The sequence below is a fragment of the Edaphobacter sp. FHG110511_03 genome (assembly GCF_059115365.1).
This window is the reverse complement of record NZ_JBZYWL010000004.1, coordinates 1-18,763: the sequence shown is the minus strand read 5'-3', so window position 1 is coordinate 18,763 and position 18,763 is coordinate 1. Positions and strand designations below refer to the sequence as shown.

Genomic DNA, 18,763 nt, shown 5'->3' with positions numbered 1-18,763 from the left:
CGGTAGGTGCGCTTTTTGATAGAACACGACTGTACATCCAATATTGACACCCCCCACAGTTCTGCGTATGTTTGGTTAGTCAGTAGCGTACTACCAAATCAAGGAGGGTACCAATGGAAACAGTAGAGAAAACGGCAGCAAGGGTCCTGGGTCCGCGTGACGGGAGGCTCGGTTTTTTGGGAAGTATCGGGGTGCGTTTCATGATCGATGGCTCCGACTCAAGAGGCGGTTTCTCGCTCGTCGAGCACCCGATGTCACCGTATGCACTGGCTGCCCCACTGCACAGGCATGCGCGCGAGGACGAATACAGTTTTGTCCTGGAGGGCCAGATCGGCGCGCTGCTCGGTGACGAGGTGCGGATCGGCAAGCCTGGGGACTTGATCTTCAAATCACGTAACCAGTGGCATACATTCTGGAACGCCAGCGACAAACCCGCGCGGATTCTTGAGATTATCTCGCCTGCCGGATTCGAGCAGTACTTTCGCGAGCTGGACGATCTTGGGGGAACGACTAAAGCCGAACCAAAGCTCCTTACCAATCTCTGCGAGCGCTATGGTTTGGAGATGGATATTTCCAGTGTGCCCGGTCTGGTCTCACGGTTTGGACTGCGCTTTCCCGGTGAACCGGTCTCTCCCTTTGCGGTCGAGGAGGATGCAAATTCATCTTTCTAACTGAACTTGTAAGGTGCGAAGGAAGATCACTCGCTTTTATCCATACCACCTCACCGACGATATGGAACAAGATCACGTTAATGGCTGACGACGGCCAGGCGTGCGTCTTCACCTATCTCCGGCCGAAGTTGATAGAGCAAAGGATTCTGGCCGACGAGACGGGGTTCCTCGCGCATTGCACGAATGAAGCTCGCGCGCGCATTGGATTGTCTGGCGCAATGTAGTCTGCGATGGCCTCGAGATCGCTCTCGATGTTGAAAGCTCAACGCGCATTATTTGCTCGCACGTGCTGCGTCCGCCAATGCGTGCAGGATAAGCTGAGGAGTTCTATCTAAGGTGGGCAGCGCCGCACTTTGGAGGGCGCGATCTTCCTACCCTGTTTCAGTAAGGGGTATCGCGTCAGCGCAACTTTCAAAGCCCTAAATTGTCATTCACCGCGATCTCGATATCCTGTTCGGAGCCCAGATTGTGGTTTGTGGAATCATTTGTCGTAGGCTGTGGCCGTGCAGACGTTCGCAGCGCGGTCCGAGATCGAGCGAAAGCTGGCTCTCGAGCGATTTCGGCTCTTAGAGCCTCACTTGCAGAACGGACGGGGCTCCGTTCCGTATCTGAGCAAAGGTGAGTACCGATGTCCCACACCAGGAAGCAATAGGATGAACCAGAGCGGAACCTTTGGAACGATTACCTCGCCAACCTCCGGTCGCGAGATTCAGCTTGCGCTCAAGCTACTCTCTAAAAACGAAGTTCATAACTCAGGAAGAACGCGGGAGACCAGGAATGGTTTCCCGCGTTCTTTTGAACAAGCAGCGGCTACAATTCCGCCGGTGCGTAGCAATTGATCTCACAGCCCAATGTCACCTCTTCAAAACCAGGACGTGTCCATACATTCATTTTCATTTCTCACTCTCCAAAAGTTCATGTTTCGGTTTTACGTTTTCCTTCCAGTGGGGACCGCACGCGCGTTGTAGTTGTGGGAACAAATACCACTTGTTCCGCCTCTTCTAATTAGGAAGGCTAAAGGCGAACAACTTGTTGTTTCCAGTACCCGGAAGGTTGACGATGTGGTATCCCGAACCCCAGTAAACCCACTCCATTCACGATGGAGGGTCCATCAATGACGGATCCCTTGCTATCGAAACGGATACTCTTCACACATTTTCTTCTTTCGAATAGTGAGTTATAACCAGCTACTTATGGTTGGCTGAAGTCGGGAGAGGGCGGTGCACACTATCTCCTATAAACAATCACAAGAATCAAACTAGTGTTTGATTGAACGGTACTTCTTATGGCTTGAAGGTGGAAGAAATTTACGGGTGGGCCATTAAATGACGACCAAGTTAGGTCGAATCGTTGATGGTCCATTCTATTGCTAGAAATATGAACGCGCGGTGCCGCAATTTATTCCCGCCGATAGGTATAACTGTCTACCGGAACTTAATAATTGGCAGTCATCCTTATCCTCCCTCAGTACGGGGCCTTTATATAGCAAGCGAAATCAAGCGGGAGGTACCAGGCCGCTCTGATGGCAGCAGGCCTGCTATATGTTCACGGAATAGAAAAGGAGTATCGACGAAGTTCTGTGGCGTGATGTGTTGGAAGGCCCGTGCTGTACTAAGAGGGCTTCTTGGGGTTAGGTTACTTTCGTCAGATCTGTGCGGGCCTGAATGCATCGCTACTCATCTGAATTAGTAGCAATTAATAGGCAATAAGGTGTTTATCGTCCGGCAAGCGTTTGCTAGATCCTTTACGCTTGCAAACATGAATCGGTCTAATGCACCAGCATTCGCAGAACGCGTCAACCAGGAGACACTTAATTCTAGTTTGAAACCACATTACGTCTTCATCCTCTGCGGATCAGGTTCGTCAGGTTTGCTTGCAATATGAGAATTGGATTTGTTTGCATGCCTTTTTCTGGGCACCTCAACCCCATGACAGCGCTCGCGCGCAAACTTCAGTCGCGCGGACATGAGATCTCGTTCATCTCTGTTCTGGACGCTGGCCCCATTGTTCAAGCCGCAGATTTGAACTTCGTTCCCTTTTGCGAAAAGGAATATCCCCCAGGATCTATCACCGCAGTTTTAGGCGACATGGCCAGAAATGCACGGCTGGGACGTCATCCGATATTGGTACAAGAATGTGACACCTGGACTTTCCCAGGCGGGGTTGGAGCACCTTCCGGAGGTGTTGGCGAAGACAGACATTGAGGCCTTTGCATTCGACACTACCTATCGACTTGAATTGGTACCGATCCATTTGCGCATACCCTATGCACAAATCTGGAACGTGCATCACATGGATTTCACGGGATCGACGCCTGCCTCCCTATTCGATTGGCCCTACGATCCGACTCCGGAAGGCCGCGTGAGGAATATGGAAGGACTTCGAAAGATCAAGGAAGTTTCTGCGGATATGAGAGCAGTCGCCATCTCTTACGCGGACAAGGTGGGGCTTGAGATCGACTGGACCGATCCCACCGCAACCTCTTCGAAACTCGCCATCATCTCGCAAACACCCAGAGAGTTCGACTTTCCTGGCATTCCCTGGCCAAGTCAATTTCATTATGCTGGCCCCTTCCATGACGATGAAGGACGAAAGCCAGTGCCCTTCCCTTGGGAGAAACTGACAGGCAAATACCTCATCTACGCATCTTTAGGGACACTTGTGAACGAGGGCGACAATGTGTACCAAATTATCCTGCAAGCAGTAGCAAATCTCCCTGGTGTCCAGATGGTGCTCTCGATAGGCCACAACGTCGACCCTAATTACCTCGGCACGATTCCATCGAACACCATTGTCGTTCCCGTAGCTCCTCAGATCGAATTGTTGAAGCGTGCGGAACTTTGCATCACGCACGCCGGTCTGAATACAACGCTTGAATCGCTTGCGCACGGAGTACCTATGATCGCGATTCCGCACGCATTCGATCAGCCGGGGATTGCAGCTAGAATCGCATATCACGGGGTGGGTGAATCCTTAAATTTAGGCTGTTTGACCGCAGAAGCCCTCTCTGAGCTAATCCAAAAAGTTCGAAGAAATTCAGGCTACAAAACCAAGGCGGATTACTTTCGGGCTCTGATCGCTCGGACCCGCGGGCTAGACGTGGCTGCAGACGTTCTCGAAGAGGCGTTCAGGAAGGCTTTAAGTTAAAAGTTATAACAATGGGTAGCCTGAGGGCTCTGTTGCATTCAAGAGCAGAAGCACAGCGTTCCTCGGCAGATATCTATGGCAAAGCATAGATGCAATCAAAGCGAAGTGTCCACACTAAAATGTGCAGATGATACTGTTGCAAGGACCGGCTGTCCGTGGCTGCAGCCCAAAGAAACTAATTGTCTGATCCTGACAGACACGTGAGCAGCCGTGCCTTTGTTCTCGCCTTACCCAACTGCGTTATCCCCAACACGTTATCGAACCGAATACACTTCGTCTGATAGCGGGTGAAGCGCACGTTCAAGCCGGGTGAGGCAAACCTTCGGCGATCAGTTTGATTGCTTCGGCAACCCCTGCGCCATACGCTAGGTCTGCCTTGGAACAGTTTGCGACGTGCCTTTGCTTGACTGCTTCGCTGGCATCACCGAGAGCTCTAGCGGTATTCCAGAAGAGTCTTTGCTGTTCATCCGGCTTCAGCAAACGGAAGAGATTGCCCGCTTGGGAGTAGTTGTCCTCGTCGACCCTATGATCCCAGTGATCCGCGACTCCGTCGATCGCAAGAGGCGGGTCGGCGTAGTTTGGTTGTTCTAGCCACTCACCTGTGCTGTTTGGTTCATAACTAGTAGTACCTCCTAAATTCCCATCAACCCGCATCTGACCATCCCTGTGATAGCTGTGAAACGGGCACCTGGGAGCGTTGACCGGAATGGTGCTGAAATTAACCCCGAGCCTATAGCGTTGTGCGTCGCTATACGCAAAAAGCCGCCCTTGGAGCATCTTGTCTGGTGAAAAACTAATGCCCGGAACAACGTTCGCAGGAGAGAACGCCGATTGCTCAGTTTCCGCAAAAAAATTATCCGGGTTTCGGTTCAACTCCATGATCCCGACCTCAATCAAAGGGTAGTCGTTATGTGGCCATACCTTGGTCAGGTCGAACGGATTGATGTGGTACGAAACAGTGTCTTTCTCTTCCATAATCTGCACAAAGAGTTTCCACCGCGGAAAATCCTTTCGCTCGATACTGTCGTATAAATCTCGTTGATTGCTTTCGCGGTCGCGGCCCACAACCTCTGCAGCTTCTGCATCAGTGATATTCTCGATGCCCTGCATCGTTCTGAATGTAAATTTGACCCAGTAACGCTCACTCCCAGCGTTGATAAAGCTGTACGTGTGACTGCCAAACCCATGCATGTGCCGGTACGATCGGGGAATTCCCCTATCGCTCATCACGATGGTCACCTGATGAAGTGCCTCCGGTAACAGAGTCCAATAGTCCCAATTATTTTGCGCACTGCGCATCCCGGTTTTAGGATCACGCTTGATTGCATGGTTAAGATCTGGAAATTTCAAGGGGTCGCGGTGAAAGAACACCGGGGTATTATTACCAACCAAATCCCAGTTCCCCTCTTCCGTGTAGAACTTAAGAGCAAAGCCACGGATGTCACGCTCCGCGTCCGCAGCACCGCGTTCACCGGCTACAATAGAAAATCTCGCAAACATCGATGTGACCTTGCCAATCTCAGAGAAGAGTTTCGCTTTCGTATATTTGGTGATGTCATGGGTGACGGTGAAAGTACCATAAGCACCAGCGCCCTTCGCGTGCATACGTCGCTCAGGAATTACCTCGCGATCGAAGCGGGCCAGTTTCTCTAAGAACCAAACATCTTGAAGAAGTGCTGGTCCGCGCCGTCCCGCAGTCTGGATGTTATTGTTGTCCACCACGGGTGCACCGAACTCCGTTGTTAGCTTTTTCATATTTATCTCCTGCAAGGATCGTTGGGTTAGATTAAAGGCACGATGTTCAGGCCTTTATTAGGAATTCTCGAATGGCGACTTTTGAATTTGGTCGTAGAAGTCGCTGTGCTCGTAGTTGCTTATGAAATGTGAGCAGATATCCTCATTGCAGGTGGCTTCCGTCGTTTGGGCTTTATACCCAAACCCGCCGAAAAAGGCTTCTGCTATGCCCCGTTTGAAGTTAGTCCTCGGATATTCCGCAACGACCCTCTCTCGAATGTCCTTTGGAAAGACATCGTATCCGATACCTAGAACATCGAGGCCAACCCCGTTATAGAGAAGCTCCACTTCAACCGCCTTGTAAGCCGCGATACCAGGGGTCGTATGGAGAGCGATCGCGTCCCATGCTGTTTGAATCCGATAGCTAGGAACTTTATGATGCTCGAGAAACTGACGAATTGCGTTTGCGCTATCGACCTCGAAACGATCGGTTTCACTTCGGAATGTTTTCAATAGCCCGAGATCATGAAATGCGGCGCAGAGAAAGAGCAACTCAACATCGAACTTCCATCCCGACTGTCTGCCCTGTTCGTTGGCCCAGAAGAACACTCGATGCGAATGATTGAAAAGGAGGGGCGTGCTAAACTCGCGGAGCAACCCTGTAGCTTCGCGCGTCATTTTGCTATCGGGGACTCCTGCTTGAACCCTCTGATATTGCGCAGCCGGCGTCGGAACCTTAATCATAGTCAGTGGACGGCGAAAGCTTATCGGAAGGTTGGAACCACCCAGTGGTAGGCCGGCTTCGGAAAATCCGACAAGTGAGGCGGAAGGAGTGTTCTTGGAACTTTTGTGATGTTTGAGAAACATGAATGATCTCCTTGAATGCGCTAGTCTCTATGAATGTTGTATTTCTGAATCAACACAAGCGGTTTGCGTGAGGATTCACCCGAACGAGGGACGCAATATGACCCCAGTTAGAAATGGAAGGGGATTGGACAGCGACAACAGAATGGCCCAGCTTCTAAACACTCTCTCCAACAAAACCATCTACTCAACTCTTTATCGAAGGGTGTGAATTCATATGAACTCCTTGGACGGTACACCGGCTGCCATATTCATACGCGGATGCTGCTCTTCAGAACTCATCCGTGACAAAGCATCGATGGAAATAACCTATTCTTCACCATGCCCTCTCTAAGAGCACGCCATCTGCCATCCACAAGTCCTTGGAAATATGCGAGGTTCGCCGTCGATCCGGCTACTGACTTCTCCAAATATGCGAGAACAGCGATTCTCACGAAAGCCAATCGGCTTCGAAGTCACGTTGAGCACTATTCAAGAAGTTCAGAAAGGCCTACGCTTGAGCCGAAATTCTAGTGAAGCGATTTGGCACTGATGACCTGCCGGATTCTCCATCACATTCCTCATGTGGCTCTTCCCTGGTTCCTGCGTTCCTAAGGCACATATGAATTCGTAGAATTACGTAGCACGGGCTTCCCTCAAACAGCCCCTCCCATAACGATCGGGATACGTAGTAGGAATAACTTTACGGCTGGAACGTCATCTTCTTTATATGACTCTCCAATCCACAATCAAAAATATCTTTTTAGCGGCGGCCGCCACCTTCGGCATCATTTGCGCCCAAGCATCACCATTAGAAAAGAACGCCTTAATAGTACAGAAGCTTTCCACAGACCCCGCTTTTGTCGGAAACACTAGCGAGGATTTATTGCTGCATGATGGTGGCGACGGTTTCACCTACCTATATGTCGAACAACAGCACGGGACCATCTTGGCTGTCTTTGATATCACTGATCCGGAACATATGAAATTCACCGAGTCAGTGCGAACAGAAGGCCACGGGGGCTATGATTTTGTTGGTGCGCTCAGCGCTGGTGTTGAGCTTATCGCGTTTCGTAACGGCTCCGGGACCGGGATGCTGGATTTGCACCGTACAAAGAGGCCGCGCTTGACTCCGGTGACGGGATCATCATCCACTCCAACTCAGATTTTAGGAGCCGTAGGGTACCTTGCGTTTCGACAGCAAGCGCCGGGAGCTGCAATAGAACTTCACCGCGATCTGCATCTTATAGATGCTAACCAGTCCGGATCTCATGAAACGACGATAACTGGCGTGACTAAACAGGTCAGGCGCGCAGACACGGGAACCATCTTTGTTTTGGCTGATAGTGGGATTACCGTCATTCGGCGCTTAGACATCGAGCGCGACTATAAATTTCAACTGCTGCTCAATGAGAACTAACGTATTTCACAGCACTTAAGTCTACCGACGAATGTAATCTCCTCGAGGAGGATTGACTTGACATGACGGCCCGGACGCACTGACCGCCAGTGCTTTGAGCACTTCGGAATGCTAAACATCGTTTACGACACACGAGAATCTGAAACTGCCCGTCGACGTCCCCATTAGGAATGTGATGCAGGAATCTATAAGCGCTAGATGATTGGCGGTTACTTCTCCTTAGGGCCGAGCCTAGCTCCGAGGTTATACTCGAAATCGCCTTTCTGTTGCAATCCACAATTCAGAAGTGACGCAAAGGCTGCTTTTGTCTCCGGCCATGTCGTTGTGTTAATGAAGTGCTGATTGGAGGCCCAGCGATCGGCTTCCTGAGTTACTCCTGCACGCGAATTGACCAGCTTCTTCGCGAGCTCAAGAGGTCGTCGCTCGAAGCTAGCGATACGGCGAGCGAGGTTATCTACAAACTCGTCCAGTTCAGAGTCGGGTAAAGCGCGGTTTATCCACCCGTAGCGCTCTGCTGTTTGAGCATCGAAGTCATTAGCTCCAAGTAAAATCTCGAGTGTCCTTGCCCGCCCGGCCAACCGCGATAGTCCTTCAGTCGCCCCCCCACCCGGTACAACAGCAACACCCACCTCGATTTGGCTAAACACTGCCTTTTCAAGGCTGGCAAAGCGCATATCACATGCGAGGGCGATTTCACTTCCGTGCCCGCGGGCCCGGCCCCGAACGAGCGCGATGCTCGCGACACGAGAATGGGTCAAACGCGTGACAAACTCGGGCCAGTGTGAAAACTCTGCCGCACCTGGGACCTGTGGGAGATCTTCGCCGCGAACTACATCGTAGTGGGCCACGAAATAGTCTGGATTTGCGCTGTCGAAGACAACTACTTTTAGGCCTGGATCGGAATCGATGTGGTCCATAAGTACTCGCAGCTCCGCAAACATTTCAGGGTCATAGAGATTAATGGGAGGGTTGTCTATTGTTATGCGCCAATATCCAGGTGTAACGACTTTGATGTTGAGACGTTGCTTTGTTGTGTTCATATAATCTGCCTCACTCGCAGAATTGGGTTTGGTAAGATTCCGGGACTTTGCTGGGCCGATGGTTACTCGTATTTCATGCATCCATAACATTGCGAAAACGCGTTGACGGTTAGCACTCGATGCAGAAAACAGATTCTCTATGTTTTGTCCCGCGTGGAACGAGTCATACGTTTTCACACCTTGCAACACTGCAAATCTTCAGAATAAGAATCACTACTCTCATACGGGCTTAGAGTACGGCCAGTATGAAACGATTCCACCTTTGTCAAAATTCTGAAAATCTTATTTGCGTTTGTATGAAGCATGAGATCACCGGCCATCTATTGGAATTCGCGGGCAGCATGAAACATCTGCACTGGCTATCTAGTGCCAATTAACTTCCATGCATTCTTAATACTGCTGTCCAGCAGATTGCACGCGGCAATGTTTATAGATGAATGGGATTGTCCTCAGTTGGAACTATAGGGAAGCAGTAATCATCTCGCCAAAGTCTTTAGAGGCGTTGGATCATGGTTCCGCTTGGCGTTTACCAACGATATTTTTCCGTTAGCTCGTGATTTAGCTTTGGACCACTTGCATCTCTGGAGCAAGCTAGCGAGCGAACTGAGGTCGGGGTCTCGTGATCTCGTTGCGTGCATCAGCCTTGATCAATAGGACAATTGTCGATACGACTGCGTGCCGGCAGGTTCTCCCAAGTGTATGAATCTCGATCTGCCTAAAGCTAGTCCCAAGATCGGGCTTCACTCATATCCCATGGGCAACCTTCAGAATCTCTGCTGCGCGCTCACCGATGACGACGCAGGGTGCCATTGTGTTCCCAGTCGTCACATGGGGCAGAACAGAACCTTCCGCAACACGAAGACTTTCAATCCCGTGCACCTTGAGGTCGCCGTTTACAACCGACATGGCGTCGCGGCCCATCTTCGCCGTGGAACACTGATGCCAGAAAGTCACAACACCGTTTCGAATGAAGTGCTCCAAACTCTTCTGATTAAGCTCTCCTGGAGCAACCTCGCGCTTTGCGTAGGCCAGAAGGGGGACCGAATTGCCGATTTCGCGGGCTCGCTCAATACCAAGGATAATACTTCCTATATCTTTTGAATCGGTGAGGTAGTTGGTTTGGATTTGCAAAGGATCGGAGGCGTTTGAGCCAGTCAGATGAATTTCACCTCTACTAGCGGGGCGCATGCCGGTAGAGAGAGACCATGAAGAGTCAGGAAGCGCGAATTCTGTCTGGTTCGCGGGAGTAATTGCTGCGCCCGGACGCGCGTAAGTGTAGAAATTGGGCGCATTCATGGCCGAGTCGGTCTTCCAAAAACAGACCGCCTGACTTCTTGGTGCTGTCGGCAGTGGTTTATCTGATGCCTCCCATATACAGCCCAGCGCTATATGGTCGTGTAGATTACGTCCGACGCCAGAGAGTTTCTCAACTACAGGAATATCGAACCGTCCAAGTTCCAAATCGTCCCCAATGCCAGACTGCATCAGAAGTTTTGGCGTTTGAATGGCACCGAGAGAAACTATGATTTCAAGAGACGCTCTCACGTTGACAAGCTTCCCTTGATAGAAAAACTCAACGCCCACAGCCCGCTGGCGTTCGAAGAGAATCCGGGTGACCATGGCCCCTGTCAACACTGTCAGGTTCGGTTGGTCCATGCGCGGATACGTGTAAGAGCGGAATATCGATTGCCTTTTTCCTTCGTGGACGATCTCGTCGACTAAGGCGCATCCATGTGCGGCCTCCATCAAACGTCCGCTCGAGTTTTCAAATCGTGGCAATCCTGCCGATACGGCGGCTTCTAGTAGAGCGCAGAAAAACGGATGAGGCTCGGGCGGGGACTGCACATGTACGGGCCCACCTGTCCCCCGATATTCCGGATCGGGTGTTCCTCTCCAATCCTCAATACGATTGCGATACAAGTCCAGCACCGCTTTGTATCCCCAAGACGGATCTCCTACTTCAGCCGCATAGGCATCCCAATCTACCTGATGGCCACGCGACCATGTTCCGACATTGACGCTTGAACCCCCACCTAGTACCTTTCCCATGGAATAGGGTATGGCTCGTCCGTTCAAGTGAGGGTTAGGCTCGGCGACGAAGCACCAATCCAGTTGGCTGCCAAGAGTCCTCACCCACAGATTCGGGTTCATCACTATCTCAAGCTCATCTGTATCACCGGCTTCAAGCAGCAACACTTTGACCGTTGGATTTGCTGCGAGTCTTCCGGCAACAACGGAGCCGGACGTACCGGCGCCGCATACGATAACGTCAAATTGTCTTTGATTCTCCGAAAGTTTCCTTTGATCTTCGGGGATCTGAGATGCACCCTCAACCGGCCTATCGGTGAAATTCCCGTGAGAACCCTTCATACTTCCCTCCCCTTAACCGTCGCGTAGCTGGCAAAACTATTGCTTCTTCAAATAGAGACGTGCACGAACCCACGGATATTCCCTAAGTTCACGGAGATGAACCGGCTTCTGAAGTGCCGAGGAGGCGTCTGGGGTCTCCAAGCTGCGGCTACGGCAACAAACTAACTTCCTTGAGATCGCCTCACAGAGTCCCTACGCAAGTCTTTTCGGGTTAATGCCACTGCTATCAGCCTTCTTGCCCTCCACAAACGCGATTTTGTCGCGCTTATTGAAGCTCCCGTGCAAGCAGCAATCTCCGGAACTGAACTGTCTCCTGTGCGCCGTATCTCAATGCATTCGCGAAGGGCAGGTGATAGCAGCCGGATCGCCTCTTTCAAGTGACGTCGCCTTTCATTCAGGAGGTACAGGCACTCTGGATTCGGCGTCGAGTCCGCATATTGCGTGCAAGGCGAATCATCATTCTCCAAGTCCGTGTCAAACCCAACTTCGGGATGCCTCCTTCTTTTGCGTAGCATCATAAGAGCACTGTTGATGGCAATGCGCGTTAGCCAAGTCGAGAAACTAGATCTGCCATCAAATGTGCTCAGGTGAAGGAAGGCCTTCATCAGAGTCTCCTGCAGGGCATCTTCAGCGTCTTCCTTATTCTTAGTTATTCGCATCAGAACGCGCAGGACCTTCGACGTAGAACGACGTGACAGTTCAATAAATGCGGAATGCTCGCCTTCTTTCGCCGCAGACAACAAGTCTTCATCGCTGTGGCGCTCCAGTCCTCCATCTATTTCATAACGATTCCAGCTCATGAAGCCTCCCTGAGGATCAATCTTCTTTGCTAGTCATAGGCCGAGTGTTGAGTATTGTCGAAATGTCACGCATGATAGGAGCATGGCCTTGTGTGTTGTAGACGCTCCTGGTTTTTTAAATAATGATGATTCCGTAACGTTGACCGTTGAGGTCTCATATAAAAAACAATGTTCGGCATACGTAGGCGGCATATCCGGACGACGGAACCTTGCCACGAGCTCATCCACATACGACTAATGCGCTTAATGTCTACGCGTTAGATCGCTTCTTTTGGAAACCGTGGACCGGAGAATCTCTCAAACGACTAATCACGTTCCCAATTCTTGTCTCGAGATGAACGAACCGACATGACCCTACCCTAAAGGCCTAATATCGCTACCGGACCCCCAGTAGCGCACAAGGAACTTCTTCAGCAATTTTTTGGGCAGTATGGCCCACGATCAATCTGTGTTTGGGCATGCCGATCACAAGAAGATCAGATTGATTGTGTCTTGCAGCTTCGATAATTCCCTCAACTTCATCTCCATTTGAAATCGTGGCCTCTAAAGTAAGCCCTGCATCTTCAGCTAACTCGCGGGCCCTTGATTGCAGGTCGGTGTATCTGGTTTGCATTTCATCCGTCCAACGAACATACGGTGCAACCAAGGTTGAAAATGAGAAATAAATAGGTGGAGGCTCAATAATACTTATTACGCCGAGACTGGCATTTAGTATTTTCGCTAGTTCTACGGCTGTTTTCAGTGCCCTGCCTGCCTCCTCTGATTCGTCGAATGCGACTGTGATTTTTTTGTACATACTTCTCGCCCTCTCGTTTCTGCCTTCAAAAAGCATCTACAACGCAATCGAACGTTACAAGCTGTATGGAGGGCCGGCTCCACAGAATACAAAAGCGATCGACCCAGTTCGCTGGAAACCACGCTAACGACGCAATTGCGTTAAGTTCATTTATTTATCCGCCCGGCGCATCAAATAAAAACTCGTTCTTACCATATGAAAGCACGTGAATAGCCATGTCGTAAGCGATTGAAACGGGAACATTTCGCAAGCCTTGGCTCGCGAAATTCGCGAGCCTCGCAGGTTTTAGCGGATTCAACAATCCTGCCCCGACCATGACGTGGTGCTCGTCGACAGAAACTCTTCTGCCTTATAAGGGCTCCAGCTCACGTCAATGCTCTGATAAAAACGGATGCACGTAGAATCAAGAATGTCTACATCTCGTAGCCTGCGCCCGCGGCGCTGGACATTGATCGACAACAGAGAGAGCTGACAAAGCACAAACGCAAACAACCTGTTTCTCGTTAGAGTGATACGGGATCGCGCTCTTCACAGACCTACAGAATGGGATTTTACTTGGGAAGTACAGCCTAAAGGCACATCCTCTGTCATTGTCCAACATACTTTCCGCTATGCGAGTTCCACCAACGTTTCAACCGTTAGCTTCAGGTCGGTCAGCATACAAAGATGATTGACCGGGAGGTATACGACTCGAATCGCCGGGTCTCGTTCCATCCTCTCAGCGGCGTCTTGGAATGAAGGAAATCCATTTCTTTGGCATCGTATGTAGCTCGTCGGTTTACTGGGAACTCCAGAAGGTATTTGAACTTTCTGAAAGAAGGTGCGCCAAGGCTGGCTCACTATTCTTGATTTCGTGAGCTCGCGAATTTCCGGTGTCGCAGCTTCAAAGTATTCCAGTGGAAGAGGCGGAATAGCAGAATTCTCAGCTTTTAATTTTTCCAATGAGGTCAGAAGCTCTGAAGCTGGGTAATAGTCCGATACCGACTTCCCATTTTCGGGGACGAACGCGTCAAGATATATGAGGGATTTGATCCGGTTCGAGCATCGCGCGACCACGTTCGGAACGACCATGCCTCCATAGCTCCAACCCACGAGAGTGACTCCCCAAAGATCATCCATCTCAATGTGATGACGATATCCTCGATGTGTGTTGACAGATCCAACGTATCGTTGACCAAATGTTTACGCTCGCCAAGTCCTGTGAGCGTCGGATTGCTAACGCGGTGGCCAAGCCCCCTCAGTGTCGAAACGACGTCGCGCCAGACCCACCCCCCGTACCAAGCACCTTGGACCAGGACAAATGTATGTCTTTTGTGGGATTCCACAGGGTCAGTGCCCGGAGCATCGGATACTTCTAATTTCGAAATGTTTTGCATTTAACTTCCTCTACAGGTTTAGACGAACACTCAAGGTTTCTATTCCCCCAGATTGGGGGACCACGTTGGTTTATGTGGCGTTACCGTCCTGACCTCATACTCGGCAAAAACATGATCCAGGGAATTGAAAATCTAACGATTCAGTATTCCGTAAAGTGATGATGGAATAAAAGGCTAGTTTTAGTGTCTTGACCATCAGAGGACTAACCACAATTGGTGGTTTCCAAGATACTGGTCGAGGGACATTCCACGCTGTGATCAAGACACGCTCTATATTTTTCTCTCAGTTACTAAGCTTCGCGCTGGCTTTTAATGCCTTTCTCTCCTCACGCACTGCGAATGCCCAGTTGGAGGTAAGAGTCAGCCAGGCAACGATTCCCTTTGCCTTCTACGCAGGGAACGAGAAGATGCCAGCAGGAGTTTATCGGTTCGAGAACAACTGGAATCATCTTCTTATGCTTCATGGACCAAACAACAAGTCGGCTTACGTATCTGTATACGATGCTTCACCTCCCAGGTCCGACGAAATGGGAACAATCGCGTTCCGGCGTTATGGAGAAATTTATTTTCTCGGAGAAATTAGGTACAAAGGCATTCCATTTGGAGTAAAGTGCGCTGCGAGCCGTGAGGAGGCAAGCATACAGGCATCAAGCCAAAGGCGTTTCAACTTAGTGACCTTGGCTCATGATTCCTTGCCACGATAGAACTAACGTTGTTCATCGCTCCTGAGCGATGAACAACTAGGCCCATCTTCCATTCAACAAACTACCTCTTAACGGGCGGCATGGCTGCTAGAAACAATAACCAACGAAGATCATCATCGGCTTCTCGCAGACGAGATAGCACGCAGATTGATTTATCCTCTCTCTAACCCCGCTCTGGTATGACGACAAAAGCTAGACTCCACAGGAATTCTTCAAAGATCTACAACGTAGGTTTCAAGCATGGTTCCAGTTGCTCATAGTTCGTGGCATGAGGTCTATCTTTCTCAAGCTCTACCGCAGCAGGTTATAGAAACTTGTTTGTGTGGCATCAATCGGATACATGCCATTCTTTTATGATTCAGAGATGCTTACAAAGCCTTCTTGTACCAGTTGCGTTATTCTCGCCATAGCGTCCGTGTCGATCTTGATTTCAGGAAGTAGATCTGCATTTCCCCAACTGTGAACCTTGGCTGTAGCCCCGCAGAGTTCCACTTTCACGCCACGCTGTATTAGTTCCGCAAGAAGCTCCTTGTACGGATTGCCGGTTACGATGTTTCGCTCGGAATTATAGGCCAAGTCATGCAACGTCACGTGGCCAGCATTAGTGTGGAAGACCGCAACAACTTGCGATTTTGCATGCCAATCAGCAATGTCATTCATAATGAGCTGAAGATGAAAGATAGCCGCCGGGAGATCTCCCTCAAACGATAACGAGGCGATGCTGAAGACGATCTTTACCTCTGCAAGCTTCACAGGGATATCGATGTGAAGCAATTGTTCTGACTTGGACATTTGGAGTCTCCTTTTAGCTGATACATAATCTGATCTGGTGCTTTAGTCTGTAACAACGATTCCTTGTTTCTTCTGAACCAGCGCCTCACTCGCGTTCTTGGTTCCTGCGAGATTCTGCTGCAAGTAATGCTGGATGAAATGCCATTCAATTGGAGTTAGGACTGGCGTAAGAGGGCCCTGCTTTCCTTCCCCGCATCTTCCCCCAAAAGCTTAGAGAGATCAGTATCCGTAAAGGCGAGTCAATCCTCAGGAGGATCTGCATCCTCCTCATCTCCACTAAGGGTCGATTAGGGCGAGGACCTCCATCCTCCTTGCGCTAACGACCTCTCTAGGCGTGTCGTCGTTTCCGAAACCGCCTATGGACTAAATCAAATGAACCAGGCTGCGATCTAAGCTGCTCCAATAAAACGTCCGATTGGCCGGACCCTAAACTCCGAAGTAGACCAGTGTTGTGAAGAGGGTCGGTGTGATCAGGAATTGTCCGAACTTCGCGTCATAGGCCACCGTCGGTTTTGCCGCGATCGTCTCGGACAGGGAGTTGCCTTGTTTCTTAAGTGTCGCTACGTTGTCCCGAATGGTGACTAACATGTCCTGGAATTGGACCAACCCCGCTCTCTCTCCCACGGGTCCATGGCCTGGGATGACAATCATGTTGTCCGTGATCACGCTTAGGTTCCATTCATTGGCGCGGATCATTCCGTCGATGCTCCCTCCGGTTGAGTAGTCGATAAACGGATAGATTCCGTTCCACCAGGTATCTCCGACATGGATGATGTCCGCCTCCTCGAAAACCACGGAAATATCGCTATCGGTGTGAGCTGGGTCGTAATATTTCAGGGCGATATTAGTGTCATTGTGATGCACGTCGTGTCTGTCGTCAAAGACGGTTGTGGGAAGGCCTCCTGCTGGAGCAGCTGGAAACGTCCATTGCCATCCCTCAACACGGGTTGAAGTAGCAAGATATTTCTTGGTGTTCACGTGCGCTGTGATTGTAGCTCCCGCTGAATGCACCCACGGATTTCCATCTGTGTGATCCGTATGCCAATGGGTATTTATCAGTTGGGTGATCGGGTCGGAGCTCAGACTCGCAAGAGCCGCTATTATCCTCAGCTTAGATACTGTGAACCCAGCGTCTATGAGGAGCTTACCTTCGTTGCCAATGAGCACCGCAATATTTCCGCCAGATCCTTCCAAGACGCTGATATTGCGTCGAAGCCGATTCATTTTGATGTTCGACTGAGCTGCATCATCGATCATCGTGGGGACGATGCCTTTGTTCTCCGCGACGAGAATATCTGGAACAAATATCATCGATGCAACACCAGCACTAGCATCAACGATGAAATCACGACGAGAGAGAGCCGATGGTCTCACAAGGTCCATAAAAACTCCTATCTACTCCACTCTGGTGAAATGCGTAAGGTGTCCGTATGCGGTGGCGGTTAATTCGCTCCATTCATCACGCTGATCAAATGTGCCAAACTCATTTCGACTGTCGAATCTACGCAGGAAAAGAACCAAGCTGTATGCCATCTCTAAAGGCAACCTCAGGAGAGCCTGGGTGATTGTCCGGACGCCGACCTAACAACCGTCACGGGTGAGCGGCGATACAGTGCACGCCCCTTCATCAGGTTCTGAGATGTCACCTACATCCATCCACAGGTGCTATCGAATACATCTCTTCTTATTGCACGCTGGATGCCATTCCATAACCTCTTGAAACAACGACGGATCAGCGTTCCGCTTCACTAACGGTGTACTCGAAGATTCGCGAAAGCTGCGATTTACTCGAAATATTTCTTTCAAATGCGAAATGTGACTATCGAGATACAGCTGGCCGGCGTAGCGGTATTCCTGTCCGCAGGTAGAATGCGCCGCTGCGATACGCTACCTTTCTCTTGTGTCCGCTGACGAATCTTCTATCTATGTCGGTCTCATCGTTTCTTCCTATTCAACGCTGGGAAGTAGGCGGCGTTGGAACGTAGCAGGGTTCGCAATTTGGCCCGCGCTCTCGCCAAACGAGACATCACTGTTCCAACGGGACAGTTCAACGTAGTCGCAATTTCTTCATAAGACATATCGTCGTATTCGCGTAGCACTATGATTTCCCGGGAAGACGGAGGGAGTCGCTGGAGTGCTTTCCTCACTGCTTCACCTTCAGCCTTGTTCAACAGACGTTCGCAGGGATCTGTTGGCATTCTTTCGGCAGGTCCTAGCATGTTGATTTCATTGTCAATTTCGATCATTGTCGGAGTAACGCGCTTCTTTCGTAACTGACTAATCCAAACATTCCGCAATATGGCCATTAGCCAAGGTTTTAGTTTGTTTTGGTCGGCTAGACTTGCAAGAGATTTGACTGCCCGCAAGTATGTCTCCTGGACTAAATCCTCCGATTCAATGCGGTTGCGCGTGAGAAACAATGCGTACGCATAGAGGTCATCTAGAAAAATGATCAACGATGCCACATTGCACATACCTGTGCACTCTACAGTCTCATTCTCCACCGGGCCGTTACGGGTTTGCGTTGTTGAGAGAGCATGGGACAGTTTCTTTCCAACTTCTGACATAACTTCCATCTAGGAGCCGCTAAAGAAGCCGGCCTTACGCTGACGTTGCTTGTCTTGAATCTGGCCAACCCAAATAGAGAGTGATTAGGTGGGTAGTCTGGCTTTGAATCAGAGACTGCGGATCATTCCTATCAGGAAGGGACAAGGCGGCTTACTGACAGAAAACGAGTCGATTAGAAATTCCCGATACGTCATCGCTGATGTCTCACGGGCATCCGTCGTGCTCGAACGCCTCTCTATAAACAGAATTGGTTTAGATCATGCATCAGTGCTCGGACATTCAGTATCGATGCTTGCTAGGCCGTCGAGAACGGTACTCGTGATAGTACCGACAAGGTGATTAAACATTGTCAGTACTATCAACTGGGTCAAAAGAAAAGTTACAGGATTCGACAACTTGTATATCTCACCATGCTACGAATATGAACGTCTTTTGCTTACCGCATGGACTTCTTTACGAGTGTTTGTTCCGCGCCTCAGGAGGCAAACCAACTTCCTATTGA

The 18,763-nt window shown here is 50.2% G+C and carries 14 protein-coding genes; 3 read left to right on the top strand and 11 right to left on the bottom strand.

The genetic code is table 11. The annotated features are described in order from the left end of the window. The first annotated feature begins 113 nt into the window (after positions 1-113). The gene (locus AC5S26_RS17120; RefSeq protein WP_494186144.1) at positions 114-671 is read left to right on the top strand and encodes a cupin domain-containing protein; all 558 of its coding nucleotides are present in this window, start codon (positions 114-116) and stop codon (positions 669-671) included. An 810-nt stretch (positions 672-1,481) separates the two neighbouring features. Here AC5S26_RS17120 and pqqA read toward each other — a convergent pair. Continuing rightward, positions 1,482-1,562 carry a pyrroloquinoline quinone precursor peptide PqqA gene (gene pqqA, locus AC5S26_RS17115; protein WP_494186654.1) on the bottom strand — a complete coding sequence of 27 codons (81 nt, stop codon included), beginning with the start codon at positions 1,560-1,562 and terminating at the stop codon, positions 1,482-1,484. 1,206 nt (positions 1,563-2,768) lie between these two features. On the opposite strand from pqqA, the gene AC5S26_RS17110 reads away from it, so the two are divergent. After that, positions 2,769-3,818 carry a glycosyltransferase gene (locus AC5S26_RS17110; RefSeq protein ID WP_494186143.1) on the top strand — a complete coding sequence of 350 codons (1,050 nt, stop codon included), beginning with the start codon at positions 2,769-2,771 and terminating at the stop codon, positions 3,816-3,818. A gap of 300 nt (positions 3,819-4,118) precedes the next feature. Here AC5S26_RS17110 and AC5S26_RS17105 read toward each other — a convergent pair whose 3' ends face one another. Then, the gene (locus AC5S26_RS17105; RefSeq protein WP_494186142.1) at positions 4,119-5,573 is read right to left on the bottom strand and encodes a catalase; all 1,455 of its coding nucleotides are present in this window, start codon (positions 5,571-5,573) and stop codon (positions 4,119-4,121) included. A 57-nt stretch (positions 5,574-5,630) separates the two neighbouring features. After that, complete coding sequence (locus AC5S26_RS17100) at positions 5,631-6,230, bottom strand: HD domain-containing protein (protein ID WP_494186141.1); 600 nt, start codon at positions 6,228-6,230, stop codon at positions 5,631-5,633. An 895-nt stretch (positions 6,231-7,125) separates the two neighbouring features. Between AC5S26_RS17100 and AC5S26_RS17095 the strand changes: the two genes are divergently transcribed. After that, positions 7,126-7,815, top strand: coding sequence for a hypothetical protein (locus tag AC5S26_RS17095; protein WP_494186140.1), 690 nt, complete (start codon positions 7,126-7,128; stop codon positions 7,813-7,815). 209 nt (positions 7,816-8,024) lie between these two features. Here AC5S26_RS17095 and AC5S26_RS17090 read toward each other — a convergent pair whose 3' ends face one another. From AC5S26_RS17090 to AC5S26_RS17055, 8 genes are all read right to left on the bottom strand, one after another. After that, the gene (locus tag AC5S26_RS17090) at positions 8,025-9,044 is read right to left on the bottom strand and encodes an enoyl-CoA hydratase/isomerase family protein (protein WP_494186139.1); all 1,020 of its coding nucleotides are present in this window, start codon (positions 9,042-9,044) and stop codon (positions 8,025-8,027) included. Positions 9,045-9,599: 555 nt separating this feature from the next. Continuing rightward, the gene (locus AC5S26_RS17085; protein ID WP_494186138.1) at positions 9,600-11,225 is read right to left on the bottom strand and encodes a GMC family oxidoreductase; all 1,626 of its coding nucleotides are present in this window, start codon (positions 11,223-11,225) and stop codon (positions 9,600-9,602) included. A gap of 161 nt (positions 11,226-11,386) precedes the next feature. Continuing rightward, a complete protein-coding gene (locus AC5S26_RS17080; RefSeq protein ID WP_494186137.1) occupies positions 11,387-12,025 on the bottom strand; it encodes an RNA polymerase sigma factor in 639 nt (212 codons plus the stop codon). A 376-nt stretch (positions 12,026-12,401) separates the two neighbouring features. Beyond that, entirely contained in the window at positions 12,402-12,821 is a 420-nt protein-coding gene (locus AC5S26_RS17075; RefSeq protein WP_494186136.1) for a universal stress protein, read from the bottom strand. Positions 12,822-13,430: 609 nt separating this feature from the next. Then, complete coding sequence (locus AC5S26_RS17070) at positions 13,431-13,892, bottom strand: hypothetical protein (protein ID WP_494186135.1); 462 nt, start codon at positions 13,890-13,892, stop codon at positions 13,431-13,433. Between the two features lie 1,360 nt (positions 13,893-15,252). Continuing rightward, positions 15,253-15,693, bottom strand: a complete 441-nt coding sequence (locus tag AC5S26_RS17065; RefSeq protein ID WP_494186134.1) for a DsrE family protein — start codon at positions 15,691-15,693, stop codon at positions 15,253-15,255. Between the two features lie 426 nt (positions 15,694-16,119). Continuing rightward, positions 16,120-17,076, bottom strand: a complete 957-nt coding sequence (locus AC5S26_RS17060) for an MBL fold metallo-hydrolase (RefSeq protein WP_494186133.1) — start codon at positions 17,074-17,076, stop codon at positions 16,120-16,122. 551 nt (positions 17,077-17,627) lie between these two features. Next, a complete protein-coding gene (locus AC5S26_RS17055; RefSeq protein WP_494186132.1) occupies positions 17,628-18,260 on the bottom strand; it encodes an RNA polymerase sigma factor in 633 nt (210 codons plus the stop codon). Positions 18,261-18,763: the final 503 nt, after the last annotated feature.